Origin of the sequence: Arthrobacter sp. JSM 101049 (genome assembly GCF_041679245.1) — a bacterium.
Lineage (GTDB): Bacteria > Actinomycetota > Actinomycetes > Actinomycetales > Micrococcaceae > Arthrobacter_H.
In genome coordinates this window covers 216,291-241,051 of record NZ_JBGFFC010000003.1, presented here as the reverse complement: position 1 = coordinate 241,051, position 24,761 = coordinate 216,291, and the positions used below count along the sequence as shown (strand labels likewise).

Annotated in this window: 30 protein-coding genes; 14 read left to right on the top strand and 16 right to left on the bottom strand. The window is 68.6% G+C overall.

What is annotated here, in order from left to right; genetic code table 11:
- The first annotated feature begins 33 nt into the window (after positions 1–33).
- From AB8M85_RS10555 to AB8M85_RS10545, 3 genes are all read left to right on the top strand, one after another.
- A complete protein-coding gene (locus tag AB8M85_RS10555; protein WP_372698773.1) occupies positions 34–327 on the top strand; it encodes an antibiotic biosynthesis monooxygenase in 294 nt (97 codons plus the stop codon).
- 118 nt (positions 328–445) lie between these two features.
- Entirely contained in the window at positions 446–1,399 is a 954-nt protein-coding gene (locus AB8M85_RS10550) for an excalibur calcium-binding domain-containing protein (RefSeq protein ID WP_372698772.1), read from the top strand.
- A gap of 41 nt (positions 1,400–1,440) precedes the next feature.
- Positions 1,441–2,322, top strand: coding sequence for a DUF1524 domain-containing protein (locus tag AB8M85_RS10545; protein ID WP_372698771.1), 882 nt, complete (start codon positions 1,441–1,443; stop codon positions 2,320–2,322).
- Positions 2,323–2,367: 45 nt separating this feature from the next.
- Here AB8M85_RS10545 and AB8M85_RS10540 read toward each other — a convergent pair whose 3' ends face one another.
- Together AB8M85_RS10540 and AB8M85_RS10535 are read right to left on the bottom strand one after the other, a co-directional pair.
- Positions 2,368–2,841, bottom strand: coding sequence for a hemerythrin domain-containing protein (locus AB8M85_RS10540; RefSeq protein ID WP_372698770.1), 474 nt, complete (start codon positions 2,839–2,841; stop codon positions 2,368–2,370).
- Positions 2,838–3,314, bottom strand: a complete 477-nt coding sequence (locus tag AB8M85_RS10535; RefSeq protein ID WP_372698769.1) for a carboxymuconolactone decarboxylase family protein — start codon at positions 3,312–3,314, stop codon at positions 2,838–2,840. The genes AB8M85_RS10540 and AB8M85_RS10535 overlap by 4 nt, the downstream gene beginning before the upstream one ends.
- Before the next feature lie 100 nt (positions 3,315–3,414).
- Between AB8M85_RS10535 and AB8M85_RS10530 the strand changes: the two genes are divergently transcribed.
- Both AB8M85_RS10530 and AB8M85_RS10525 read left to right on the top strand, forming a co-directional pair.
- On the top strand, positions 3,415–4,302 hold the full coding sequence (locus AB8M85_RS10530; protein ID WP_372698768.1) for a DNA-formamidopyrimidine glycosylase family protein: 888 nt from the start codon (positions 3,415–3,417) through the stop codon (positions 4,300–4,302).
- 59 nt (positions 4,303–4,361) lie between these two features.
- Entirely contained in the window at positions 4,362–4,826 is a 465-nt protein-coding gene (locus tag AB8M85_RS10525) for a hotdog fold domain-containing protein (RefSeq protein ID WP_372698767.1), read from the top strand.
- A 40-nt stretch (positions 4,827–4,866) separates the two neighbouring features.
- Here the strand turns inward: AB8M85_RS10525 and AB8M85_RS10520 are convergent, their stop codons facing one another.
- Complete coding sequence (locus AB8M85_RS10520) at positions 4,867–5,550, bottom strand: SDR family oxidoreductase (protein WP_372698766.1); 684 nt, start codon at positions 5,548–5,550, stop codon at positions 4,867–4,869.
- 175 nt (positions 5,551–5,725) lie between these two features.
- Here AB8M85_RS10520 and AB8M85_RS10515 point away from each other — a divergent pair, with 175 nt between their 5' ends.
- A complete protein-coding gene (locus tag AB8M85_RS10515; protein ID WP_372698765.1) occupies positions 5,726–6,889 on the top strand; it encodes an FAD-dependent monooxygenase in 1,164 nt (387 codons plus the stop codon).
- A gap of 33 nt (positions 6,890–6,922) precedes the next feature.
- Here AB8M85_RS10515 and AB8M85_RS10510 read toward each other — a convergent pair whose 3' ends face one another.
- From AB8M85_RS10510 to AB8M85_RS10495, 4 genes are all read right to left on the bottom strand, one after another.
- A complete protein-coding gene (locus AB8M85_RS10510; protein ID WP_372698764.1) occupies positions 6,923–7,861 on the bottom strand; it encodes a TolB family protein in 939 nt (312 codons plus the stop codon).
- A 4-nt stretch (positions 7,862–7,865) separates the two neighbouring features.
- The gene (locus AB8M85_RS10505) at positions 7,866–8,363 is read right to left on the bottom strand and encodes a hypothetical protein (RefSeq protein ID WP_372698763.1); all 498 of its coding nucleotides are present in this window, start codon (positions 8,361–8,363) and stop codon (positions 7,866–7,868) included.
- Positions 8,364–8,443: 80 nt separating this feature from the next.
- A complete protein-coding gene (locus AB8M85_RS10500) occupies positions 8,444–10,417 on the bottom strand; it encodes a hypothetical protein (RefSeq protein ID WP_372698762.1) in 1,974 nt (657 codons plus the stop codon).
- Positions 10,418–10,422: 5 nt separating this feature from the next.
- Complete coding sequence (locus AB8M85_RS10495) at positions 10,423–10,782, bottom strand: hypothetical protein (RefSeq protein WP_372698761.1); 360 nt, start codon at positions 10,780–10,782, stop codon at positions 10,423–10,425.
- Between the two features lie 142 nt (positions 10,783–10,924).
- Here AB8M85_RS10495 and AB8M85_RS10490 point away from each other — a divergent pair, with 142 nt between their 5' ends.
- Positions 10,925–11,608, top strand: a complete 684-nt coding sequence (locus AB8M85_RS10490; RefSeq protein WP_372698760.1) for a DNA alkylation repair protein — start codon at positions 10,925–10,927, stop codon at positions 11,606–11,608.
- Between the two features lie 58 nt (positions 11,609–11,666).
- Here AB8M85_RS10490 and AB8M85_RS10485 read toward each other — a convergent pair whose 3' ends face one another.
- Both AB8M85_RS10485 and AB8M85_RS10480 read right to left on the bottom strand, forming a co-directional pair.
- On the bottom strand, positions 11,667–12,059 hold the full coding sequence (locus AB8M85_RS10485) for a hypothetical protein (RefSeq protein WP_372698759.1): 393 nt from the start codon (positions 12,057–12,059) through the stop codon (positions 11,667–11,669).
- Positions 12,060–12,159: 100 nt separating this feature from the next.
- On the bottom strand, positions 12,160–12,585 hold the full coding sequence (locus AB8M85_RS10480; RefSeq protein WP_372698758.1) for an Hsp20/alpha crystallin family protein: 426 nt from the start codon (positions 12,583–12,585) through the stop codon (positions 12,160–12,162).
- Between the two features lie 143 nt (positions 12,586–12,728).
- Between AB8M85_RS10480 and AB8M85_RS10475 the strand changes: the two genes are divergently transcribed.
- From AB8M85_RS10475 to AB8M85_RS10465, 3 genes are all read left to right on the top strand, one after another.
- Positions 12,729–13,016, top strand: a complete 288-nt coding sequence (locus AB8M85_RS10475) for a MerR family transcriptional regulator (protein WP_372698757.1) — start codon at positions 12,729–12,731, stop codon at positions 13,014–13,016.
- 139 nt (positions 13,017–13,155) lie between these two features.
- Positions 13,156–13,554 (top strand): low affinity iron permease family protein, encoded by a 399-nt coding sequence (locus tag AB8M85_RS10470; protein ID WP_372698756.1) that lies wholly within the window; start codon positions 13,156–13,158, stop codon positions 13,552–13,554.
- 114 nt (positions 13,555–13,668) lie between these two features.
- Positions 13,669–14,301, top strand: coding sequence for a hypothetical protein (locus AB8M85_RS10465; protein ID WP_372698755.1), 633 nt, complete (start codon positions 13,669–13,671; stop codon positions 14,299–14,301).
- 71 nt (positions 14,302–14,372) lie between these two features.
- Here AB8M85_RS10465 and AB8M85_RS10460 read toward each other — a convergent pair whose 3' ends face one another.
- The 7 genes from AB8M85_RS10460 to AB8M85_RS10430 form a co-directional block, all read right to left on the bottom strand.
- Positions 14,373–14,558, bottom strand: coding sequence for a 4-oxalocrotonate tautomerase family protein (locus AB8M85_RS10460; protein WP_372698754.1), 186 nt, complete (start codon positions 14,556–14,558; stop codon positions 14,373–14,375).
- Positions 14,559–14,560: 2 nt separating this feature from the next.
- Entirely contained in the window at positions 14,561–16,042 is a 1,482-nt protein-coding gene (locus tag AB8M85_RS10455; protein WP_372698753.1) for an aldehyde dehydrogenase, read from the bottom strand.
- Positions 16,035–16,781, bottom strand: coding sequence for an alpha/beta fold hydrolase (locus tag AB8M85_RS10450; protein WP_372698752.1), 747 nt, complete (start codon positions 16,779–16,781; stop codon positions 16,035–16,037). The genes AB8M85_RS10455 and AB8M85_RS10450 overlap by 8 nt, the downstream gene beginning before the upstream one ends.
- A 9-nt stretch (positions 16,782–16,790) precedes the next feature.
- A complete protein-coding gene (locus tag AB8M85_RS10445; RefSeq protein WP_372698751.1) occupies positions 16,791–17,342 on the bottom strand; it encodes an amino acid synthesis family protein in 552 nt (183 codons plus the stop codon).
- On the bottom strand, positions 17,339–17,965 hold the full coding sequence (locus tag AB8M85_RS10440) for an amino acid synthesis family protein (RefSeq protein ID WP_372698750.1): 627 nt from the start codon (positions 17,963–17,965) through the stop codon (positions 17,339–17,341). The genes AB8M85_RS10445 and AB8M85_RS10440 overlap by 4 nt, the downstream gene beginning before the upstream one ends.
- The gene (locus tag AB8M85_RS10435; protein ID WP_372698749.1) at positions 17,958–19,082 is read right to left on the bottom strand and encodes an LLM class flavin-dependent oxidoreductase; all 1,125 of its coding nucleotides are present in this window, start codon (positions 19,080–19,082) and stop codon (positions 17,958–17,960) included. The genes AB8M85_RS10440 and AB8M85_RS10435 overlap by 8 nt, the downstream gene beginning before the upstream one ends.
- 79 nt (positions 19,083–19,161) lie before the next feature.
- A complete protein-coding gene (locus tag AB8M85_RS10430) occupies positions 19,162–19,863 on the bottom strand; it encodes a GntR family transcriptional regulator (protein ID WP_372698748.1) in 702 nt (233 codons plus the stop codon).
- Positions 19,864–20,002: 139 nt separating this feature from the next.
- Between AB8M85_RS10430 and AB8M85_RS10425 the strand changes: the two genes are divergently transcribed.
- The 4 genes from AB8M85_RS10425 (at position 20,003) to AB8M85_RS10410 (ending at position 24,756) form a co-directional block, all read left to right on the top strand.
- Positions 20,003–20,965, top strand: a complete 963-nt coding sequence (locus tag AB8M85_RS10425; RefSeq protein WP_372698747.1) for a flavin reductase — start codon at positions 20,003–20,005, stop codon at positions 20,963–20,965.
- A 117-nt stretch (positions 20,966–21,082) separates the two neighbouring features.
- On the top strand, positions 21,083–22,768 hold the full coding sequence (locus AB8M85_RS10420) for a BCCT family transporter (protein ID WP_372698746.1): 1,686 nt from the start codon (positions 21,083–21,085) through the stop codon (positions 22,766–22,768).
- Positions 22,765–24,198, top strand: coding sequence for a cytosine permease (locus AB8M85_RS10415; RefSeq protein ID WP_372698745.1), 1,434 nt, complete (start codon positions 22,765–22,767; stop codon positions 24,196–24,198). The genes AB8M85_RS10420 and AB8M85_RS10415 overlap by 4 nt, the downstream gene beginning before the upstream one ends.
- Before the next feature lie 3 nt (positions 24,199–24,201).
- Complete coding sequence (locus AB8M85_RS10410) at positions 24,202–24,756, top strand: cysteine hydrolase family protein (protein ID WP_372698744.1); 555 nt, start codon at positions 24,202–24,204, stop codon at positions 24,754–24,756.
- Positions 24,757–24,761: the final 5 nt, after the last annotated feature.

The window sequence follows — 24,761 nt, the reverse complement described above, 5'->3', positions numbered from 1 at the left end:
CGGCCCGGAGGTGCCGGGCCGGGAAGGAGCGCTGTGTCCGTCGTCGTCATCAATGCCCTGAAGGTCCCCGTCGAGGCCGGGTCGGAACTCGAGAAGCGCTTCGCCGCCCGCAAGCATTCCGTGGACGGCCAGCCGGGCTTCGAGGGGTTCCAGTTGCTGCGCCCGGTCGCCGGTGAGGACCGCTACTTCGTCTACACACAGTGGGCCACCCGCGAGGACTTCGAGACCTGGCGGGACCAGCGCGCCCCGCACGACCACTCCAAGGGCGCCCCCGTGGCCACCGGCATGGACCTGCTCGAGTTCGAGGTCGTCGACCTCGACGACTGACGAACGGCCACTGCCCCCCCCGCGACTGTCGCCCGATCGTTACCGGGATAGGCGGGCAAGGTTCAAGTGCCCGCATATGATGTGGGGCGTCTGATCGATTCATCCCCCGGGGGACAACATGACCGCACCATCGGGGCTTCAGCCTGCCCCGAAGAGCAACCGCCCGCGACCGAATTGGATCGCGCTCGCCGTGGCCGCCGTCCTCCTGGTGGTCCTGCTCATCGCAGCGCCCGGGGTCGTTGCATTCCTGGGCGTCTTGGTGCTGTTGTTTGCGTTGGTGGTGCTGCTGATCGGACGTGCCCGTTGGGCCAGAATCCCGCACCGCAAAGCGGCAGCCGCAGTCGCCGGCGCAGCGTTTGTGCTGGTGGCCGTCGCCGCTGCCGTCGGTGGTGCGTCGGAGACCTCCCCCTCGCCAGCTGCCGAGGCCGCCACCCAGGAAACCCCGGCCGCAAGCGCGGAGCCGGAATTGGCCAGTTTCGTGGGTCAGGCCTGCGATGACGACCAACTCGTCATGACGCAGGACGGGGAAAGCAACTACTGCGACGCGAGCGACACCGGGTTATTCGTCTGGGTTGCGGCAGCCGACCATGAGAAGGCGGAGGCGGCGGCGGCCGCCCTGGCGTCCCAGCAGGCGGCCGACGAGGCCAAGGCCGAAGCCGAGAAGGCTGCGGCAGCCAAGGCGGCTGCCGAGGCGAAGGAAGCCGAAGCCAGGGAAGCCGCCCGCGGAAAGGCCGCCGCGAAGCTCAAGGCCGAGAAGGTGGCCGCCGCGAAAAAGGTCGCCGCCGAGAAGAAGGCACAGAAGGCGCAGGCCCAGAAGGCGGCGCAGCAGGAGAGCGCCCGCAAGGCGCAAGCCGCACGGGACGCCGAAAAGCGGGCTGCCGAGAAGGCCGCCGCTGCCCGCAAGCAGGCCAGCGTCGCGCAGCCGGCGGCGCCGAAGAAGCCGGTGTCGACGTTGGTGTACTACCAGAACTGCGACGCCGTGCGGGCCGCCGGGGCGGATCCCATCCACGTGGGTGAACCCGGGTACAGCCGCAAGCTCGATCGCAATGGAGACGGTGTCGGTTGCGAGTAGACACTAGCGCCCACGGAAGCGCGGTCGGCGGTGGACGACGGTTGCTTGGCATTCTCCTGGCCGGAGCCCTCGGACTGGGTTTGGCAGGCTGCGGGGACACCGGTGCCCCGCAGCAGGCCGGCCCAATCGTCATCACGACGGAATCCGCGGCACCGGGTCCACTCGTCGTCTGGTCCGAGGCCCCCACCGTTCCGCCATCATCGGTTGCTCCTTCCGCGACGCACGCACCGCCGCAGGAGAAGACCGCGTCGACCGAGGCGCAGACACCTGCGCGTAAGCGGTCCGCTCCGGCAACGCAGAAGCCAGCCGCACCTGCGCCGAAAAAACCAGCCACGGGTCCAGCAGCGGGAACCGTCCTGGCCCAACTGGCGAGCCTGCCCGTCAAGGGCAGGGCACCGAAAACCGGGTATGAGCGCTCGAACTTCGGGTCCGGGTGGAAGGACCCGGACCGCAACGGCTGCGACGGGCGCAACGACATCCTGCGCCGCGACCTGACCTCCGTCGTGGCCCGGCAGGGGACCCAGGGGTGCATCATCACCTCGGGCATCCTCAACGACCCCTACACCGGCACGTTCATCAACTTCGTCCGCGGGCAGGGGACAAGCAACGCCGTGCAGATCGACCACGTCGTCGCCTTGTACGATGCCTGGCAGAAGGGCGCCCAGCAACTGGGGGCCGACCAGCGCATCGCGCTGGCCAACGACCCGCTGAACCTCCTCGCCGTCGATGGACCCACCAACGCCTCCAAGGGCGACGGCGACGCCGCGACCTGGCTGCCGCCGCGCAAGTCCTACCGCTGCGCCTACGTCGCACGGCAGACCGCGGTGAAGGCGAAGTACGGCCTGTGGGTCACCCCAGCCGAGCGCGATGCGATCCAACGTGTGGTGACGGCGCAATGCCCGGGGCAGAAGGCGTTGCGGTAGGCCGTTCCCTTCGACGCCCAGGGGGCACCCTGGGCAAGGGGGCCGTCAGGCTCCCGCGCGGGCGCAGACCCACCCGTCGGGCGTGGTGCCGGAGGCGATGAAATCCTGCAGGTTGGCGGTGGTGGATGCGTCCAGGGCGGCGTCGGCCTGCGGGTAGATGATCGGTTCCTCCTTCGAATTGTGCCGGTCCAGGGCGAAGAGCAGCTCGGTGCAGGTGGAGACGAGCTCGGCAGGTGCCGCGCCGCCGTCGTGCAGGTCGGTGACGGTGTCCATCAGGTCCCAGAGCTCGCCGTGTTCGCGTTCCATGACCATGACCGGCATCATGAGCCCGGCCCCACGCAGGGGCGGGAAGAGGAACGCCTCCTCGAGGTAGATGTGCCGGCGCAGGGCGGACAGTGCGGCCAGCAGGGCGCCGTCGTCGTACACTCCGGTGGCGGTTCCGGCGGTGAAGGCCTCGATGCCGCCGTCGATCTCGCGGTGTTCGCGCTCGAGCGCGGCGCTGAGCAGCCCGGTGCTCATGATGTCGACGTGCCGGCGGCCGGCAGCCCAGGCAGCGGCTGGCGGGTGGTGATGGCCATCCGGTTCCACGCGTTGATGGCGCAGATCGCCATGATGAGCACGACGATGTCCTGGTCGCCGAACTCCGCGGTGGCCCGGTTCCAGGTCTCGTCGGAGACGCCGCCTTCGCCGATGAGGGTGACCTCCTCGGCCAGGGCGAGGGCCGCCTGTTCGCGGGCCGAATAGAGGTCGGGCGCCTCGTGCCACCCGGCGAGGACGTCGAGGCGGCGTTCGTCCACTCCCGCGGTGCGCGCCTCGCGGGCGTGCATGTCCAGGCAGTAGGCGCAGCCGTTGATCTGCGAGGCGCGGATCTTGACCAGGGCCAGCAGGTCCTCCCCGAGGTTCCCGGCGTGGATGTACTTCTCCAGGGCGAACATGGGCTGGTAGGCGGCCGGGTCGATGTCCTGGATGGATAGGCGTGCCGATGTGGGCATGGTGGGGTTTCCTTCGGGCGGTGTCGGGGCGGCGGTGGCCCGTCGTCCATTTCACTTTCCCGCCGTCCCGCCGGGGTGTCAACCGGGCTAAGGTGGGCCCATGCCCGAGATGCCCGAAGTGCAGGGTCTCGCCGACTTCCTGCGGCTCAAGCTCATGCCGCCCGGCGTCCCGCCGAAGAGGATCGACGAGGTCGAGGTGCTCTCCTTCTCGGTGTTGAAGACCGCGGCCGTCCCGCTCGCGGAGCTGGGCACCGGTCCGGTCTCCGCCGTCGTTCGCCGGGGGAAGTTCCTGGACATCGGCGCCGGCGACGCACACCTGGTCATGCATCTGGCCAGGGCCGGATGGCTGCGCTGGTCCGATGCGCTGAAGCCGGGACGGTTGCGACCGGGCACGGGGCCGATAGCCCTGCGGGTCAGGTTCGCTGCCGGGGACGACGGCGATGCCCAGCAGGGGTTCGACCTCACCGAGGCGGGCACGAAGAAGTCGCTGGCCGTGTACGTGGTGCGCGAGCCGGACGAGGTCCCGGGCATCGCCCGGCTGGGGCCCGACGCGCTCGATATCGCCACGGAGGACTTCGCCCGGCTGCTGGCCGGCCACGGGGGCCAGGTCAAGGGGCTGCTGCGCGACCAAGCGGCCATCGCCGGCATCGGCAACGCCTACAGCGACGAGATCCTGCACGCGGCCCGGCTTTCCCCGTTCGCGCTCGCCGACAAGCTCGACCCCGAGCAGGTCGACCGGTTGTTCGCCGCGATGCATGAGGTCCTGGACGCCGCGGTCGCCAGTGCCGCCGGGCGCCCGGCCAGCGCGCTGAAGGATTCCAAGCGCCAGTCGATGCGCGTCCACGCCCGCACCGGCGAGGCCTGCCCGGTGTGCGGGGACACCGTCCGGGAGGTCTCCTTCGCCGATTCGTCGCTGCAGTACTGCCCCACCTGCCAGACCGGGGGCAAGTTGCTGGCGGACCGCAGGACGTCCAGGTTCCTGAAATAGGGGAACGCCGACGGCCGTCCCGGTACCCGTGTGGCCTACCGTCCGGTAGCGTCGCCCGTATGGCATCGACGTATGAGCTCTACCAGAAGGTCACCGCCCAGCCGTTCGGCCGGAGGATCTTCTCCGCGGCCTACATGCTCAAGGTGCCCTATTTCCGCTCGGTGCGTCCGGCGGTCCTGGAGATGGCCCCGCACCGCGCGGTGCTGCAGATCGGCAAGCGGCGTGCGGTCCACAACCACATCGGCACCCTGCACGCGATCGCCATCGCGAACGGCCTCGAGGCGGCGATGGGCCTGCTCGCCGAGGCGACCGTGGCACCGGGGATGCGGTGGATCCCGAAGGGCATCGCGCTGGACTACCTCGCGAAGGTCCCCGGCGACGTCCGCTGCGTCGCCGAGACGGAACCGGCGGACTGGGAGCAGCAGGCACCGTTCCAGGTCGACGTCCGGGTCGCCGCGCACCTGCGGGACGGGACCGTTGTCGTCCGCGGCATCATCCCGATCTGGGTGACGGCCCGGAAGTAGGCGCCGCGCCGCCCGGCAGGGACGGCGCGGCACCCCACACTCAGGCCAGCGCGTCGGCGATCGGCGTCTCGCCGTCGTAGAAGTTCACGGTCGCGCGGATGGACGTGTTGGCCGCGATGGCGTGGGTGATGACCGCTGCGACGTTTTCGCGCGAGGTCACCTTCTGGTCGGCGGCCAGCTCGCGTCCGGCGACCTCGCCGTGGGCGTCGGCGAGCTGGATCTTGCCGGTGGCCGGTTCCAGCGTCAGCCGGCCGGGGCCGAGGATGGTGTAGTCGAGCCCGGTCCCGCGCAGGTGCGCATCGGCGTCGTGCTTGGCCTGCGCATACGGGTAGAACGAATCGCCGGGATCCAGCCGGTCCAGGTCCACGTCGGCGCGCGCGTAGGAGACCATGACGAAGCGGCGGACGCCCGCCTGCTCGGCGGCGGTCATCGCGCGGACGGCGGCGTCCAGGTCCACTGCGCGGGTACGTTCGGGGCTTCCGCCACCGGCGCCGGCGGAGAACACCACGGCGGCGGCGCCGGAGAACGCCTGTGCCAGCTCGTCCACGCCTGCGGTTTCGATGTCCAGCACGACGGCGGTGCCGCCTGCCGCTTCGATCTCACCGGTCTGGTCCGGGTTGCGGATGACCGATTCGACGGCGTACCCGGCGTCCGTGAGCTTCGGGGCGGCGAGCAGGGCGATCTTGCCGTGCCCACCGAGGATGACAACGCGTTCTTCTGACATGTGACGCTCCTTCTGCACCGCTGACGGTGCCACAGCTTCCCCAGGCCGGATCCGCAGGGATCGGCCGGTGGCTTCCACTGGGCATAACGCGGCACGGCCGCGGATATTCCGCCCGAGCGGGAGCACGACGCGCGTAGGGTGCTGGTAGCGATCGGATCGGGCGGAGGTGTGTGCCATGCATGTGGCGGTCATCGGCGGTGGGATCGGCGGGCTGTGTGCCGCCATCGGGCTGCAACGCCACGGCGCCGAGGTGGAGGTCTTCGAGCGGTCGGCGGTGCTCGCACCGGTGGGGGCCGGGTTGTCGCTCTTCGGCAACGGGTTGGCGGCACTGGACGCGATCGGTCTCGGGCCGCGGTTCCGCGACCTGACCGATCCGCACGGGGCCGTCACCACCGGTGGGCAGCGCAGGCCCGACGGCACCTGGCTGGCCCGGCTCGGACCCGGGCTGCTGCCCGACCTGCGCGTCATCCACCGTGCCGACCTGCACGAGCTGCTGGTCTCCGCCCTGGAGCCGGGAACGCTGCATCTCGGCTCGACGTGTGCCGCCGTGCCGGGTGGGGGACGGGAACTCGACATGGCGGACGCCGGCGGCACGCGGCGGCAGCGGTACGACCTGGTCGTCGCCGCCGACGGCATCCGCAGCTCCACGCGCGCCGGATGGCCCGGCGATCCCGGACTGCGGTACTCCGGCTACTCGGCCTGGCGCGGGGTGACCCGCGGGCCGGTCGACCTCGGCGGGGATGCCGGGGATGCCGGGGAAACCTGGGGGAGGGGATTGCGTTTCGGCATGGCGCCGCTCGTCGACGGGCGGGTCTACTGGTTCGCGGTGGCGACCATGCCGGCCGATGCGGTGGTCGACGATGAGTTCGCCGAGGTCCGCCGGCTGTTCGGGAGGTGGCACGATCCGATCCCGCGGCTGCTCGACGGCACCGACCCGGCCGCCGTCGTGCGGCATCCCATCCACGACCTGGCCAAACCCCTGCCGACCTTTCGGCGCGGCCGCACCCTCCTGCTCGGGGATGCCGCCCACGCCATGACCCCCGACCTGGGACAGGGTGGGGGACAGGCCATGGAGGATGCCGCCACGCTGGCCGCACTCCTGGCACCGGTCGCCCGGAACCAGGATCCCGACCTCGACGCGGCGTTGGGCCGCTACGACGCCCTGCGCCGGAAGCGCACGCAGCCGATGGCCCGGGTGGCCCGCGCGGTGGGGCGGGTGGCGCAACTGGGGTTCGGCCCCGCCGTCGTGCTCCGGGACACCGCCATGAGGATCACCCCCGCGTCGGCGATGGCCGGCAGGATCCGTGCCGTCCAGCAGTGGACTCCGCCGACGCCATAGCGACCGGCTCCCCGGCACGACGGCGGTGCCCGGCTACCGCTGGAGGGCTGCGGCATCCAGCGGGTAGGTCACATAGGCAAACCGGTCCGACGTCGGGGCCCAGCTGTTCACGTTCAACGTGCCCTGTCCACCGAAGAGCGCGAAGGTGTGCACCGGCGTCGTCCAGTTGTCGGTGGAGACCACCACCAGCTCGACGTCCAGGTCGGCCGGGTGGCCCCTCGTCCCGGCCGGGAACCGCAGGTAGGTGGCCAGGTGCCCGTCGGGGGACAGGTGCGGGAACCAGTCCACGGTCCGGCTGTCGAGGAGTCGTTCGAAGCCGGAGCCGTCCGGCCGGATCCGTGCCAGCTGCGCGTGGCCGGGATCGGGGGTGAACGCCTCGGTGTTCAAGTACAACCATTGGCCGTCGGGGGAGTACTCGGGCCCGTCGCAGTGCCCCGTGCCGGTGTCGATGGGCGTCGGCATCCCGCCGTCCGCCGGCATCGTCATCAGACGGCCGGGCCGGGAAAAGTCGCCGTCCTCGATGCCCACGTAGACCAGGGTGCCGCCGTCGGGGCTGACGCCATGGAGGAAATGGGACCAGCCGTCGTCTGCGGTGACGCGGGTGGGTTTGCCCCCGCGCAGGGACGCCCGGTGGATGTGTCCATCTGCGGCCGAAAGGTAGATGTGCCCGCCGTCGGGGTCGAGCACGTGGTCGTTGTTCAGCGCGGCGATGCCAGCCAGGGGCACGCGGTCGAGCCGACGGCCAGCGAGGTCCAGCATCCACAGGCTGCCGTCGCCGTTGAGGACGAGCGCGGCGCACTCGAGCGTCCAGTTCGGCGCCTCCAGCAACCGATCATGCGTGGTGAACAGCAGCTCGCGCTCGCCGGTCGCGGCGTCCGCCACCCAGACCTCGCAGCGTTGGCCCGTGCGCAGCGAACGGGCACGGGCGGCAGAGGTGGTCGGTGCCGCGGTCCCCGAAGGTTCCCCGGACACGCGGCTATTTCCCGTCGTCGTAGTACTTGCTGTTCTTGCCGTAGTCGGCATCGATCTCCAGGCGCTGCATGCGGTGCTCGACGGGCTGCTCGGCGCAGGGCGAGGTGACGATGACCTCCAGCGTGGGCCGGGAGCCACCCTCGACGATCTTCGCCGTGGCTCCGAGGTCGCCCTTGCGGAAGTACAAGGCCCGCGTCGATTCGTCGGTGACCTCGTTCTTCTTATCCCAGGAATCGGCCAGCAGGTGCTGGTCCATGCGGTCCAATGCCCGGTTGGCCGCCGTGCGTGATGCGACGGGTGCCTCGGCCAGGCCGATCCAGGCGGTGTTGGTCTGGGGGTCCTTTTCCTCGGGACGCAGGCACGTTTGTTCCCGCGCCTTGCGGATCTCCAGTTCCACGGCATCCCGTGACGACTCGACCAGCCCTTTCAGGACGGTGCTGATGTCCTGGCCGAGCGCGTGGGAGGCGCTCGAGGCCTGGGCGGGGTCCGGCGTCGTGTTCATGGAACAACCTCCAAGGAGTGGTGTGAGGGCCAACGGCAGTGCGAGGAGGGCGGCACACCCGGCGCGCGGGGTCCGCCACCTCACTTTTCCAGGCTTCCGGTGCTCACGGTTCCCAGCTTGCCATAGGCAAAGTCCTCGGGTCGCTCCTCCAGGGGCGATTCCGTGGAGGAGGAGCCGAAGCCGTAGTGGTGTTCGTAGTCGACGAAGGGGCTGACCGTGGTGCCCTCGATGACCCCGTTGATGTTGGTGGCAGCCGTCGACCCGTCCCAGAAGTAATCCGTGTGCCCGCCGATGACCGAGCCGGGGTCGCTGGGGTCCTTGAACCCGGATTCGAGGCGGACGGCACCCATCTGCTGCTGGGGGTTGCTGCCTTCCCAGAACGACGGGCCGCGGTACCCGCCGCCGAACGCCTGGGCATACGCGATCGGGTCGTCGCGGGTCTGGATCCAGTAGCGGTTGGCCTCGGAATTGGCCGTATCCGAGGGGCTGCCGACATCGTGCCCGACGCCGGCCGGGGCCACGTAGACGATATTGGTCGAGTCCAGCCCCTCCCGCTCGCCCGTGCCCAGCAGCGACCCTCCCGCGCTGTAGCCGACATAGGTGCTGCGGGCTGCCGGGGGCACCTCGGCGTCGAGCGCATGGTCGAAGGCCGCCAACAGCGGGCCGCCGTCCTCGTTGTACCGGCTGGTCACGTTGTCGGGGATCTCGTTCGGCAGGTCGGTCCCCTGCCAGTAGAAGGACACCCGGTCATTGCCGGCCGTCCCGTCGATGGCGTCGAGCTTGCCCGTGTAGTCCTCCAGGCTGCCCAGGTCAGCCCCCGTCCCCGGGACCAGGGTGGCAACGGTCGAGGTGGACGAGGAGGGGGTCCCCTTCATCGTCACGATGCGCCCGTCCCCGTCGAGGGAGACCATGACGACCTGCGTGTCGTGGTCCATGGCGTAGTCGAGGCCGGTCGCTTGCCGCGCGAGAGCGTCGTACGTGGCCTTGGACTCCTCCCAGCGGCGGTGCGCCTCCTGGTAGGAGCCGTAGGCGCTGTACGCGCGCACCCGGTCGTTGCCCGGTTCCGAGAAGGCCTCGGCGGTGAAGTCGTTGATGTCCGGTTCGGGGCCGGGATCGGCCTGCCGGGTGCGGACCTGCTCCCTGAGTCCGGCCACGGTGACGATGTTGGCCGTGGCGCGTTGGGCCAGGGGCACGCCATTGAGGTTGCCGAAGACGGCGGGGTAGAGCAGCAGGAGCTTTTCCTGGTCCCCGGGTGCCAGGCCCAGCCAGGTGGACCGGATCCGCTCGATGCCGGAGGCGGTGAGCGGCGCGTCGCCACCCATGACCGCTGCCATCGTCTCCTCGGGCGAGCCCGGCATGAAGGGCCCCATCGGCCAGTTGGCTGCCAGCATGGCGGCCGCCTCGGGATTGGCGTCGGCCCACGCCCGCAGCTCCTCCGGTGAGAGACCGCGCAACGAGGGCAACAGGTCGCGCGGGTCGACCGCCCCGTAATCCTCGTCGAGCCCGGACGTGAAGTCCGCCCAGGAAACCGTCGGCAGCGTCGCTCCGCCGATGGATGCCGACGTCGGCAGGGAGTCCCCCGTGCCCTGCGTGATGGCATCGAGTGCATCGGCAGCAGTGGATTGCGCGGTGTCCCACTTCGTGGTCAAGGCGCGGGCGCGGCGGTTGAAGTCGGACAGTTCCGAGGTGGTGGCGGCCTTCTCGCCGTCCGGATCGCTCCTGACCTGCGACCGGAGGCCGGGAAGCAGGTCGGCCAGGGCCGCCGATTCCCGCTGGAGGGGACGCCCGGTTGCGATGAAATCCTCCAGGACGGTCTTCGCCGACGACAGTGCGGTGGACCAATCGGCGACGGGGGTCGTCAGGTCGTCCAGGGCGGCATGGAGGATCGCCTGGGTTTCGTCGTGGCGGTAGGCATCCCGCACGCCTGTCCATGCGTCCTGGGTATCGGTGAGGTAGGACTTCGCGATGCCCGACTTCGTGCCCAGGTCCGTCGCGGCGTCGTCGAGGTCATGCCACGGAACGTCGATGTCGGGAAAGCCTTCGATGGATTCCATGGCGCCTACTCCGGCTGCGGTCCGGGGCGGCGAGCTGCGGTCGGCGCAAAGCTGGCGGGGATGCGCCGGAGGGCTGCCGTCGCACTGTCGGTCATTCTGCCGTCGGCTTCGATCAGGGCGACAGCTGCCTGCGAGAGGGATTCCGCCTTCCGGAAGACGAGACTTGCCGCGCGCAGGCCAACGTCGTCCCGGGGGGCCCAGAAGCGCGAGAAGGCCGCGGAAACGGTGCCCGCTGAACCGAAACGTCTGGCGGCATCGTCGCCCGCGGTCCGGGCGTCCTGGGCGGCGAGCTGGAGCGATTGCCCATCCGCGGCGACGTCGATGAGGACTGCGTGCAGTTGCCCCTTGTCGATTTCGTAGGCCATGGCCACCCCCGGAGGTCGTCGTGGGGTGGCCGGGTCGGGGCCACCCACTGTGACTCTCCCCGATCCGTGGTCCGCGGTCCATGGGGACTTCTCCCCATGCAGCCCTAGACTGGCGGAAAGCACCGTTCGACGGGAGGAAGCCATGTCCGAAGCGACAGTGTCCACGACGGCTGAGCTGCTGGCCGAGCTGGCCGGACTCGAGGACCCGAAGATGCGGGCGGTGAACGAAAGACACGGCGACGACCACGGGGTGAACCTCTCGAAGCTGCGCGCCATCGCCAAGCGGCTGAAGACCCAGCAGCCCCTCGCCCGGGAACTGTGGGCCACGGACGACACCGCGGCCCGCCTGTTGTCCCTGCTCATCTGCAGGCCCAAGGAGTTCGACGGCGGGGAACTCGACTCGATGCTGCGCGCCTCGCGCGCGCCCAAGGTGGCCGATTGGCTGGTGAACTACGTGGTCAAGAAGAACGTCCACGCCGAGGACCTGAGGGTGGCCTGGATGGACGACGCGGACCCGGTGGTCGCCAGTGCGGGGTGGGCCCTGACCAGCGACCGGGTGGCAAAGGGGAGGTCCGGGGGATTGGACCTCCCGAAGCTGCTGGACACCATCGAGGCGCAGATGAAGGATGCACCCGGCCGGTTGCAGTGGGCCATGAACCAGACGCTGGCCACCATCGGCATCGAGCACGAGGAGCACCGGGCCAGGGCGTTGGACATCGGCGAACGACTCGAGGTCCTGAAGGACTACCCGACGCCGCCGAACTGCACTTCTCCGTTCGCCCCCAGCTGGATCAACGAGATCGTCCGGCGCAAGGAAGCCGTCTGACGCGGGCCCTGGACGCGTAGGCCGGCCCCGATGACCCGGCCGGGAGGGCGCCCCGGAGTCAGATCGCGTCGTCCTCGATGAGGCCCCGGGCCATGGCGACGGCCTTGTTGAAGGCGTCGTTGCGCAGGTGGACGCGTTCACGGGTCCGGTCGTCGTCTCCCTCGGGGGCGGGTTCCAGGTAGGCGCCCTGCCCGGGGTAGAGCGTCCAGATGTCCCCGGCGGGCGGCAGGTAGAACACACCGAAGGACCGATGGATGTCGTCGTCGTCCGTCCAGATGGGGACGACGGCGAGTGCCGCCCCGGTATCGACGTTGATCCATTGCGCACGCGGCACCGGTTGTTCCAGGACCTCGGGATCCAGGAATGGGGCGGTGCCCTGGCCCCATCGTTCCTCGAAGCGTTGGTGGAACACGGGTAGCAGGGCCTTGTTGTAGTAACGCCAACCGCTCATGGGTGACCTCCTCCGGGGTTTCGCGTGCAGGGCCGGGCAGCAGGGGGCCGGGGCGGCGCCCGGCCCCACGGGCGCCGCCTCGGCTGCTGGGGTGATCGGCCTAGGCGTTGATCTCCTGCTGCTGGGATTCGCCGGTCTCGATCTGGATCTTGCGCGGTTTGGCCTTCTCGGCGATGGGGATCCGCACGGTCAGCACGCCGGCGTCGTACGTGGCCTGGATGCCTTCCGTGTCCAGGGCCTCACCGAGGATCAACTGGCGGCTGAAGACGCCCCGCGGGCGCTCCGAGACCACCAGCTCGATGTTTTCCGCCGTCCGGTCCGGTCGTTCCGCCCGGACCGTCAGGGCATTGCCCTCCACGTCGAGGTCCACCGAATCCGGTGTGACGCCGGGAAGGTCGAATTCGACGACGAATTCATGTTCCTGCTGCCAGGCGTCCATCGGCATCGCTGCCGGCCGCGCGGTCGTCCCCAGGACCTGTTGTGTGAGCCGGTCGAGCTCACGGAAGGGGTCGGTGCGCATCAGCATGGTCTTCTCACTCCCTCACAGATCGTTTGCTTTTGTTGTCCGTACCAACCGATTACCTGTATCGACGGGTACAGATTTTTTATAGCATTGGGTCGTGGTCCCGTAAAGGGGTCGCACGGAAAATTCCTGGGAGGACCGATCGGATGGCACGACTGTCGTCGAACAAGGGCATCTACGGCATTGCCGTCGTCGCCGAGCTCACCGGCACGGGGCAGCAGAACCTGCGCCTGTATGAGCGCAAGGGGCTGCTGGAACCCGAACGTACCCCCGGGGGGACGCGGCGTTACAGCGAGGAGGACGTCCAGGTGCTTCACCGCATCATTGCCCTGCTCGACGAGGGGGTAAACCTGGCCGGTGTCCGACTGATCCTCGAACTGGAGGCCGATAACCACCGGTTGCGCCGCAAGCTGGACGGGTTGTCCGCGCGGTGAACGGCAACGACGCAAAGCCGCCGTGGCCCGTCCCGGGGCGATGACGCAAAGAGCTGACGCGGTCCGGAATCCGGTCTACCTAGGCGGCTGCCTTCAAACAAACGCTGGAGCTGGAAGCGAACCGTGGAAAGGAAATGACTTGTCCCAGAAACCGATCATGCCCAGTGACGCGTCCTCCCGGGTGGGGATGTTCGACCGTTTCGCCGACGGCGCGTCGCTGGTCGCATCCCGTGCGTGGTTCTTTTGCTGCTGCGTCGTCATCGTCGTCGTCTGGGCTCCCTCCTTCTTCGTCCTCCAGGACATCGACACCTGGCAGCTGATCATCAATACCATCACCACCATCGTCACGTTCCTGCTGGTCGCGCTACTGCAGAACACCCAGACGCGGTCGGACCAGGCGATCCAGCACAAGCTCAATGCCGTCGCCGATGCCTTGAGCGACCTGATGCAGGACAACGAACACGCAAAGGATGCCAAGGAGCTGAGGGAGGCCGTTGGCCTCGAGGAGCGCGAGGTCTCCACCAAGATCAAGTCCTAGCGGAGCCTGCTGGGACGCGCATCCAGCGCGTCCCCGCGGTGGGGCCCGCAGGGCTCGGCGCTGGCACCATACCGTCGTATCCTCGAAGGAGCAGAACAAGCAGGAGGACGAGCAGTGGGCACATGGCTGGCAACCCTCCAGGACTGGGCCGCAGCCTGGGCGGCGGTCCGGGATCGCGAAACCACGGTGGACGGGGCAGGTGTGCGGACCATCGGCTGGCACGCCCCTGCCGAGTACATTCTGGGTTGGCCCGGTGACGACATCCCCCGCGTGGCGGACCAGGTGCGCTCCCACCCCGGGGCGATGCTGACCCTGGTGGCCGACCAGGCGGAGGACCTCCTCGACGAGGCCGCCCCGGTCGGGCTCGTTCCCGTCAAACGTGCGGTCCTGCTCATGGCATCCACCGCCGGTCTCGAAACCTCCACGGCATTGCCGGAGAACGGCGGACTGGAGGAGGCACCGATGGATCTGTACGAGGTGGTGGAGGCCACCGAGTTCGGGCGCCCGGTCGCCAGTGGCCGTATCCGCGTCGAGAACGGCGTCGCCGTCATCGGTTCCCTCAAGACCCACCACCCGGAAACCGGTCCCGCCTTCGGCCGCGCCGTGCTCGCCGCCTTGGTGGAGGAGGCCTACGTGCATGGGGCGGACACGCTCTTCACCATCGTCTCCGAGCGGCAGGCCTCCGGCTACACCGGGACCGGCTGGACCATCGCGGCCCACATCGTCACCTTCCGCAGCACCGAGTAGGCAGAGCATGACAGGACGACGCCGGAACCCGGGTTCCGGCGTCGTCCTGTCTGGGGGTGGTGGCCTGTGGCCTACCGCTCGGCGATCGTCACGTCACCCCGGGACCAGTGCGTCGTCGGGATTTCGCGGATGATGACCGTGGTGTTGTCGGGTACGGCGCCGACGGACTCCTCGGCGGCCCGGTGCAGCGCGGACACCAGCGACCGCAACTGCTGCGGAGACCGGCCCTCGGCAATGGACACTTCGATCAACGGCATGCTCAGCCCCTCATCACGAACGGGTCCGACACGGGGCCCTCGTCGGTGTTGATCCACACGCTCTTCAGCCGCGTGTACTCGTTCATCGACTCCAGCCCATGCTCGATGCCGACACCGGAGGACTTGAAGCCCTGCCGCGGCGACATCGGGGACATGGCCCGGTAGGTGTTGACCCAGATGGTGCCTGCCTCCAGGCGGGAGGCCATCCGGTGGGCCCGGGCCAGGTTGTTCGTCCAGACACCGGCAGCGAGCCCGTAGTTGGTGTCGTTGGCCAGGGCCAGCACCTCGTCCTCGGTGTCGAAGGGCATGATGGCGGCCACCGGCCCGAAGATCTCCTCGCGGACCACCCGCATCGAGTTGTCCACGTCGGTGAGCACGGTCGGTTCGTAGAAGTAGCCGGGCAGGTCGACTGGGGGACGCCCACCGCCGGTGACCAGATTCGCGCCTTCGGAAAGCCCGAGATCCACGTAGGAGGAAACCTTCTGGTGCTGGGCAGCGAAGGCCAGCGGGCCGAGTTCGGTCGCCTCGTCCAGCGGATCGCCGATCACGATGGACTGGGCGCGCTGGGCGACCTTCTCCAGCAACTCGTCGTAGACCGAGCGATGGGCGAAGACACGGCTGCCGGCAATGCACGTCTGGCCCGCTGCGGCGAAGATGCCCGCGACGACGCCCATGGCGGCGTTGGAGACGTTGGCGTCGCCGAACACGATGTTCGGGCTCTTGCCACCGAGCTCGAGCGTGCAGCCGATGAATCGGGCGGCGGCCGAGGCTGCGATGGACGAGCCGGTCGCGGTGGACCCGGTGAAGGAGATCTTTGCGATCGCGGGGTGCTCGACCAGGGCTGCACCGGCTTCGGCTCCGAACCCGGTGACGACGTTGATGACGCCATCCGGGAACCCGGCCTCGGTTGCCAGTTCGGCCAGGCGCAGGACCGTGCGGGAGGTGTATTCGGAGGGTTTGATGACCAGCGTGTTCCCGGCGGCCAGGGCCGGGGCCAGCTTGGAGGTCGTCAGGGTCAGCGGCGAGTTCCAGGGGGTGATGGCGCCGACCACGCCGAGCGCCTCGCGCTGGGTGTAGTTGAGGATCAGCGGCGAGTTCGCCGGGATCTGGCTGCCCTGGACCTTGTCGGCCAGGCCGGCATAGTAGTAGTAGTACTCGGGAACCGAGGCCAGCTGCCCCCGCATCTCGCGCAGCAGCTTGCCGTTGTCCAGGCTCTCCAGACGGGCCAGTTCCTCGGCGTTCTCCCCGACCAGGTCACCGAGACGGCGCAGCAGGTGGCCGCGCTTGGTGGCACTGAGGTTGCGCCACGCGGGGTTCTCGAAGGCGGCCTGGGCTGCCTGTGCAGCGGATTCGACGTCCGCGGCGTTGCCGCGGGCTGCCTCGTAGAGGGGTTCGAGCGTCGCCGGGTTCGTGCTCGTGAAGTACTCGCCACTGGACGGGGCCACGGAGGCGCCGTTGATGAAATGGCCAAACTGCTCAGGCATTCGTTGCTCCTGTCGATTCGTCGATGAACCCGGTGACGAGCCGGGCGAGTTCGTCGGCTTCCTGGACGGGAAGCATGTGCCGTGCCCCGGGAACGACGGCGGTGCGCGAGCCCGGGATGGCCTCGCCCAACCGGCGGGTCATCTCGGGGGTGGATCCCGGATCGAGTTCGCCGGTGACGGCGAAGGCCGGGACGCGGATGTTTCCCAGCTCCGGTCCGATGTCAGCATCCCCAGTGGCGAAGACCCGATAGGCGTGCAGGTAGGAGGTGACGTCGTTCGCGCGGAGCGTGGCCCGGGTGGCTTCCACCCATTCCGGCCCCACTCCGGAGCCGTTCGGGTACCACCGCTCGATGGACGCCTCGACGCTCGCCGGGAAGTCCCGGGCCCCCATCTCCAACCGGCTGGCCACTGCGGCGGCCTCGGACGCCGTCCGCCGGCAGACCGAGGAGACGCTGGTCAGCGACGCCGCCCGTTCCGGGTGGAAGCGGGCCACATGCTGTGCGATGAGCGCACCGAGGCTGAAGCCGACCAGGTGGGAACGATCCGGGATCCGGGCCAGGACGTCCTCGGCCAGTTCCGCCAGGGTGGTCGCCCGGGACAGGGGCGGTTGGCCCCCGTGCCCGGGAAGGTCGATGGCCGCCACGGGCCGGTCGGTCAGATGTCCTGCCGCACGGGTGAACGGTCCCCACATGGTGTGGTCGAGCCCGACGCCGTGCAGCAGGACGATGGGAGTGCGCATGGCCACCGGCTACTGTTCGGTCGACAGCGACGCCAGGCGCTGCTGCGGGCGCCCCTGCGCGGAGGCGGCCAGTGCCACCAGGATCTCGCCGGGGTGCGGCGCGTCGGGGATGCGTACCTCGATGCTCTGGTGGTGCGAACGGATGGTGGCATCGGTCTTGTGCTTCAGCGGGATGTCGAAGACCGTGCCCGCCCCGGCGCGCTTTTCCACCGCCGGCAGCAGGGTCGTCGCGTCGGCCGCCCGGCGGAAATGGTCACCGAACTTCAGCGTGTGGATCAGCGCCGAACCGTGTTCGATCTCGCCTTCCAAGCCGACGATGGCAGCCTTTCCATAGGCTTCGACGGGGCTGCCCAGCGCCTCGATGACGCGGGGGGCCAGCAGCGCACCCAGGTCCGAGGCGGTGGCGTCGATGCCCGGGCCAAGGTCGTCCACGAAGCCCTGGCCGGCCCAGGGGTTCTCGATGACGGCGGCAACCACCGCGACGCGAGCGGCGGGCTCGACGGGGCGGCCGCCCTCGGTCACGGTTTCCTCGAGCAGGGTGATGATCTTGCGGACGTTCATGATGATGCTCCTTGCAGGACGTTGGAGGTGACGGCGCGGTCGGTCGTCCGGTCGCCGATACGGGCGTGGGGGCGGGGTCCGGTGGAGGCGGCGGCGATGACCACGATCTCCCCGGCGCGCGGGGCGTCGGGGACGCGCGCCGCCACGGTCTGGTAGTGGCTGCGGGTCGCTGCGTGCTCCTTGTGCCACATGGGCACGACGATCGACGTGCCGGCATCGGCGCGGTCGTCGGCGAAGGAGATGATCGACGTGCCTTCGAGGAACTCGCGGACCAGGTTGCCGAAGTATGGGGTGTGGATCAACGCCCCGGCATGTTCGATCTCCCCGGCCGTGCCCACGATCGCCGCCTTGCCGAAGGCCTCGATCTGGCTGGCCCCGCCGAGTCCGGCCTTGAGCCGGTCGGTGAGCAGCTGGGCGATGCGCGGGGCAACGCGTTCGGCTGCTTCGGCCAAGTCTGCCGCTGGGCCGGAACCCAGCCAGGGATTGGAGACGACGGCGGCTGCCGTGGCCCGCAGCGCCGGTACAGCCGGCGCCTGTCCGTTCTCCTGCATGACCTCCTCCTGGTAGTAGACGATCTTGCGGATGCCGGCATCGACCGCGCCGGTAGTGTCTGGCCTAGGCAAAGTGGGGCATCACTTTCTCGGAGAACAGCTGCAGGCTGCGCATGGCGTGCTCGTGCTTGAGACCCGGGTGGGTGGTCCAGAGCATCATGTGCTCCATCCCGACTTCGCGTTCGAGCTCCTTGATCTTCTCGGTCACGTACTCCGGGGTGCCCACGAGCATGTTGCGGTCCATGAGCATGTCGAAGTCCAGCTGGTGAGCGTCGGTGAGCTCCTCGCCTTCCTCCATGAGGTTGCTCAGCCCACGCCAGTGGGTGATCCACCGGTACGTGTTCATCACTGCTTCCTCGAACTCCTCGCGTGCCTGCTCCATGGTGTCGGCGACATAGACGTCGCGCACCAGGGCAACGCCCTCGCCGAGCGGGACCTCGCGGCCCTGTGCCTGGGAGGCGTGCTCCCGGTAGAGCTCGAAGCGGCCCTTCAGTGCGGAAACCGGGGGGAGCCAGAAGATGCCCTGCACGCCGGCCTCCGCGGCGCTGACGATCGAGCGCGGGCTGTCGATGACCTGCCACAGCCCCGGGCCGTTCTGCTGGTAGGGGCGGGGAACCAGGGCCATCTTCGTGATCTCGCCATCCTCATTGGTGAATTCCGAGGTGGCGGGGGAGAGCGGATGGTTCCATTTCACGCCGGGGGCGGGGAACTGGTAGAAGTCCCCCTGGTGGCTGAAGAACTTGTTGTTCCATGCCTTGTCCAGGATCTCCATGGTCTCGGCGAAGAGCTTGCGGTTCTGTTCCTGATCGCGCGGGTCGGCGGCCGGATTCAAGTTCAGGGCCTCCCGCCCGTACAGGCCGCGCCCAACACCGACCTCGAGCCGGCCGTCGGAGAGCTGGTCGAGCAGGGCCAAGTCCTCGGCCAGGCGCAGCGGGTGCCAGAACGTCACGATGGAGGCGGCCTGTCCGATGCGGATCGTGCTGGTGCGGGCGGCGATGTCCACTCCCATGAGGATCGGGTTCGGGGTCAGTTCCTGGCCCTCGTGTCCGAAATGGTGCTCGGTGTACCAGGTGGACCAGAAGCCGTACTTCTCGGCCGTGATGGCGTACTCGCGGGCATCCTTCATGTGCTGGTTGTAGTTCTCGATGTCGCCGGGGGCTCCGAGGCCGTGGAAGACGGAAAAGCGCATGATGGCTCCTTTCGGTTGGCGCGCTTCGCTGCGCGTCGTGGTGGTGGTGGGTCGCGGGCGGTGGCCCGTCCCGGAGTCGCTAGTGGACCTGGTCTTGCCCGTGCGTGGTGCGTGTATCGGTGAGGACTTCGCGTGCCGATGCGTAGACGTGGTTGCGCATCGTGGATTCCGCGCCGAAGGCGTCCTTCGCACGGATCATCTCCAGCACGGTCCGGTGCTCGTCGGTGGATGCATGGATTCGGCCTGGCCGCTCGACGGTCTTGAGGACCAGCCGGTGGTAGGCCAGCTGGTTCATCAGGCGCTGGTAGTGCTCGACGAGTTTGGTGTTGTCGGCGGCCCGGATGAGCGTCCAGTGGAACTCGTGGACGAGTTCGGCATACCGTGCCGTGTCGTCATGCTCGGCGGCTGCATCGGATTCGTTGATGTTGCGCTGCAGCACGTCGAGTTCGGGGACCATGCCCCGGCGGGCCAACAGGCCCGCCGCCATGCCCTCGAAGCTTTCCTTGAGCTGGAACATCTCGACGATCTCACGGCGGGTCGCTTCGCGGACGAACGTGCCGACCTTGGGGCGGATCTCGATCAGGCCCTCGTGCTGCAACTGCTTGAGCGCTTCCCTGATGGGGGTGCGGCTGACCTCGAAGTGCTGGGCCAGGAAAACCTCCGACAGCGGGGACCCGGGCAGGTACTCGCCGCCGAGGACCAATCCGCGGACCTTCTCCAGCAGGGTGGGCTCGGCGAGGTCGCGTGGATCGTCGTCGACGAGGGTTGATAGCTGTTGCATGCAAGAAAGACTACGTTGCATGCATTACGTGGTCAAGCATTCGTCGCTATCTCGGGTACTTGGCGGCAATTCTCTGAGATTTCATTAAATTTTGAGGCGAGTATTGCATACATCAGTGATCTGGATTACGGTCTCTAGCATGCAACAGACTTTCAATACTTTCCTGACCGAGGCTTGGCGGGCAGCATGGGATGACGGCAATGTCGCCGCCCTCGACGCGCTCGTCACCGACGACTACGTGCGCATCAGCAAGGGCAGTGGCAAGGGTGCCGACCTCGTGGCCTTCAAGGCAGAGATCCGCGCCATCCGGGAGGGCTTTCCGGACCTGAAGACCACGATCGATTCCGTGATCCTCGACGGCGACCACGGCGCCATCTTCTGGAGCAGCACGGGCACGCACACGCGTCCATTCCTGGGTGTTCCCCCCACGGGCCGCAGCGTCAGCACCCGTGGCTCCAATTACCTCACCCTCTCGAACGGCAAGATCGCCTCCGAGACCGTGACCTGGGACGGCGGGGAACTGCTGAACTCCCTCGGAGTGCGCCACCTCGGCGACGCCCTGGCAGCCGAAGCCGCGGCCGACGGCGAGCAGAAGGTCGTCGTCGACACCATGTCCGGAGAACCCGACCCGGAGGTCATGAAGACCTTCAACCGCCAGTTCGTCACCGGCGTCACCGTCGTGACCACGCGCGAGGGCGAGACGCCGAAGGGCCTGGCGGTGAACGCCTACGCCTCCATCTCGCTGGAACCCCCGTTGGTGATGGTGTGCGTGCAGAAGACGTCCTCGACCTACCCCGCCCTCTTCGCCTCCACCCACCTGGGCATCAACATCATCGCCAACAACCAGAAGGACACCGTCGGGACATTCGCGTCCAAGGCGGCCGACAAGTTCGCCGAGATCGACTGGCATGCCGGCCCGGACGGGAGCCCGCTCATCGATGGCTCCTCTGCCTCGATCGAAGCCGAGATCCGCGAGCGCTTCCAGGCCAAGACCCACACGATCTTCGTGTGCCGGGTCCGCCATGCCGAGGTCAGCGACAACGAACCCATGGTCTACAAGGCCGGCCGCTTCTACGACGGCGACCAGCTCAGCCCCCTCTGATCGACCGGCAGCTCCGGGGCCGGGGCCGCCACGCCCCGCCCCCGGCGGCCCCGTCTGTCCCCGACGGTGCCACCACCACCGGCCGAGCCCTCCGGGCCGGCGGCCCCACACCGTGCAATGAAGCAGAATCGGAGACCCTCCGTGGTACAGCAACTACCGTCCCCCGTGGAAGACCCGTCCGTCCGACCGCCGCGAAGCGGCGCCAACCGCGGCACCCGCCCGGGCGGTGTCGGCTCGGTGTTCTGGGGCTCCGTGGCCCTCATCGCCGGGTTCGTCCTCTGGGCAGCCATCTCGCCCTCCGGCCTGGGCGCGGCGATGACCGCGGCCATGGACTGGGTGGCGGCCTCCATCGGCTGGAGCTACCTGTTGGTCACCCTGCTGTGCATCCTGTTGATGGTGTATCTGGCCTTCAGCCGTTTCGGGGGCATCCGGCTCGGTTCAGACGACGCTCGGCCCGAGCACAGTACCTGGGCATGGCTGGCGATGATCCTCTCGGCTGTCATGGGCATCGGGCTGATCAGCTACGGTGTCGCCGAACCGATCTCCCACTTCATGGCACCTCCCCATGGCCTCGCGGAGGCCGGCACCATGGACGCGGCGGTGATGGCGCTTCAGTTCAGCTTCTTCGACTGGGGACCCCACGCATGGGCGGTCTTCGGGATCTTCGGCCTGGCCATCGCCTACTCCACCCACCGCAAGAACCGGCCAGGCCTGATATCCCCGATGCTCCGCCCCGTGCTGGGGCGATTCGTGGACGGTTGGGGCGGCAAGGCCATCGACATCATCGCGATCATCGCCACCCTGTTCGGCACGACGACGTCCCTGGGACTCGGAGCCGCGCAGATCGACGAAGGCATGGGGCGGGTCTTCGGGATGCCCTCGGGCCTGGTCGTGCAGATCGTCATCATCGCCGTCATCACCGTGCTGTTCACGCTCTCGGCCCTGTCGGGGGTGAACCGCGGCATCAAGTACATCAGCCAGGTGACCATGGGCCTGTCCGCCGCCATGGCCGTTTACGTGCTCTTCGCCGGTCCCACGAACTTCATCTCCAACCTCTTCTTCCGGTCCGTCGGACAGTACGCCTCTGACTTCTTCGCGACCAGCCTGATCACCCCCAGCTCCGCCGATGACCTCCAGTGGATGCAGTGGTGGACGTACTTCATGATGGCCTGGTGGCTGAGCTGGGGTGCCTTCGTCGGCGTCTTCCTGGCCAAGATCTCGCGCGGACGCACCATCCGGCAGTTCGTCGCCGGCGTCCTGGGGATCCCCAGCCTGGTCTTCTTCGCCTGGTTCACGATCTTCGGCGGCACGGCCATCAACATGGAGATGGGTGGCGCGGACATTGCGGCCAAGACCACGGACAACCTGAACAACGCCTTCTTCGCCATGCTCGAGGGCCTGCCGCTGCTGAACATCACGGCGGTCATCACCATCATCCTGGTCGCGCTGTTCTTCATCTCCGGTGCCGACGCCAACACGTTCGTGCTCAGCATGCTGTCCTCACGCGGATCGCTCCAGCCGACCAAGCCCGTCCTGACCGTCTGGGGAGCGATCACCGGCATCTGCGCCATCGTGCTGCTGCTGGTCGGCGGCTTGACGGCGCTCCAGCAGGCCGCCATGCTCTCCGCCCTGCCCTTCACGATCATCGTCGCCCTGCTCGGCATCTCCCTGATCTCCGAACTGCGGCGCGACCCCGAATTCGCCGCCTACCGTCCCCACGGCACACCGTTCCCGCCGACCCCGGCCCGGGAACGCGAAACCACCCACGATCCGCTTCCGGCGGGCAGCAAGGAACTCCCATGACCACCATCAAGCAGCAGAAGGTCGCGCCGGTGTCCGAGGACTCCATCGCCCAGGACCGGGGCTACCGCAACAGCCTGACCAAGATCGAGCCCTACGGCATCGAACACATCCCCGACGTCGAACGCCACGGCAAGCCGGCTTCGCAGTTCTTCCTGTGGTTTGCCGCCGGCATGAACTTCCCGATCGTCGTCCTGGGATTCAGCGCCACCTACTTCGGGCTGCCGTTCTGGTCGGCGGCGCTGGCCATCCTGGCGGCGGGCCTGATCGCCGCCAGCGTGATGGGCTACCTCTCGGGCATGGGCGTCCGCCTGGGCGTCCCGCAGCAGATGCAGGCTCGCGGTCCCCTGGGGTTCATCGGCAACCTCCTGCCGGTGGCCTACGTGAACGTCTTCGCCGGCATCGGGTGGGCCGCCGTCACCGTCATCCTGGGCGGGCAGGCCATCGCCCTGCTCTCGGGCATGCCGTTCTGGGCCTCGGCATTGATCCTGATGCTGCTGCAGCTGGGCGTCGCCGTGATGGGGTACAACCTCATCCACTTCCTGCAGCGCGTCCTGTCGATCATCCTCTTCGCCGGATTCATCTTCATCACCGTCGTCGCCCTGGCGAAGGGCGAGGTCGTGAACACCGTCAACACCTCGGCCCCGGGGTTCGCCGGCCTGGGCGGGTGGATCATCTTCTTCGGCTACTTCATGTCCTTCATCATCGCCTGGATGCCCTTCGCCTCGGACTACTCCCGCTACCTGCCGAACACCCCGGCCAACCGCCGCGGTGCCGGCGTCTTCACGATGCTCGGCAACTTCACGACGCTCTCCTGGATGGGCATCCTGGGCGTCCTGCTCGGGGCCACGGCCACCACGGACGACGCCATCGGCGCGCTCAAGGAACTGATGGGTCCCTGGGCCATCGTCGGCATGGGCATCGTGGCGCTGTCCTCCTTCACGCAGAACTTCCTGAACGTCTACGGCGGGGCCATCTCGATCCAGACCATGGGCGTTCCCGTGAAGCGGCACACCGCCGTCGTCTTCATCTGCGCCGCCTCCTACCTGGTGGCCCTGTGGGGCCAGACGGGGTTCAACGACGGCTTCACCGTGTTCCTGAACCTCACGGCCTACTTCGTCGGCCCCTACGTCATGGTCCTGGTCTGCGACTACGTCCTCGGCCGGCGCCGCAGCGAGCGCGGACTGCGCGAGCTCTTCGACAAGTCGCGGAAGTTCGAATGGGGCTTCGTCGCCTGGGCAGCGGGCGTGCTCGGCTCCACCCCGTTCTGGATCTCCGGCCTCTACACCGGCCCCATCGCCGCGGCGAACCCCCAGCTGGGTGACCTGACGTTCTATGTCGGGGCGGCCATCGCCCTGGCCGTCTACCTGGCCACCTTCCGGCTGCCGCGCCTGTCCCGGCGCGAGGCGCTGACGGCCGACCAGGGATTCTGAACCGTGGTGGTCCTGCGGGGCAGCGGCACCGCGCGGCTGGTCGTGATCGACATGCAGGAGGCTTTCCGCCGGCCGGGGCAATGGCACGTGCCCCGCTACGACGAGGCCGCCACCCGGATCGACCGGCTCCTCCCGCTCTTCGGCGACCCGCTGTTCACCCGCTTCGTCCCGGATCCGGCCGAGCCGGGATCGTGGGGCGCCTACTACGACCGCTGGGACCAGATGCGGTTGCCACCCGAGGACGCCGTGTGGGGCATGGTGCTTCCCGGGTACGACGGCGGTGCCACCCTGGATCTTCCCACGTTCGGGAAGTGGGGCACGGCGATGGCCGGACTCGTTCCGGTCGGCGGAGAACTCATCCTCACCGGCGTCGCCACCGACTGCTGCGTGCTGTCCACGGCGCTGGCAGCCGTTGACGCGGGCCGGTTCGTCACCGTGGTCACCGACGCCTGTGCCGGGCAGGACGATGCTGCGCATGACGGGGCCGTGGAGCTGATGGGACTGCTGTCCCCGATGGTGCGGCTGGTGACATGCGACCAGCTGCTGGCCGACCGGTAGCCTAT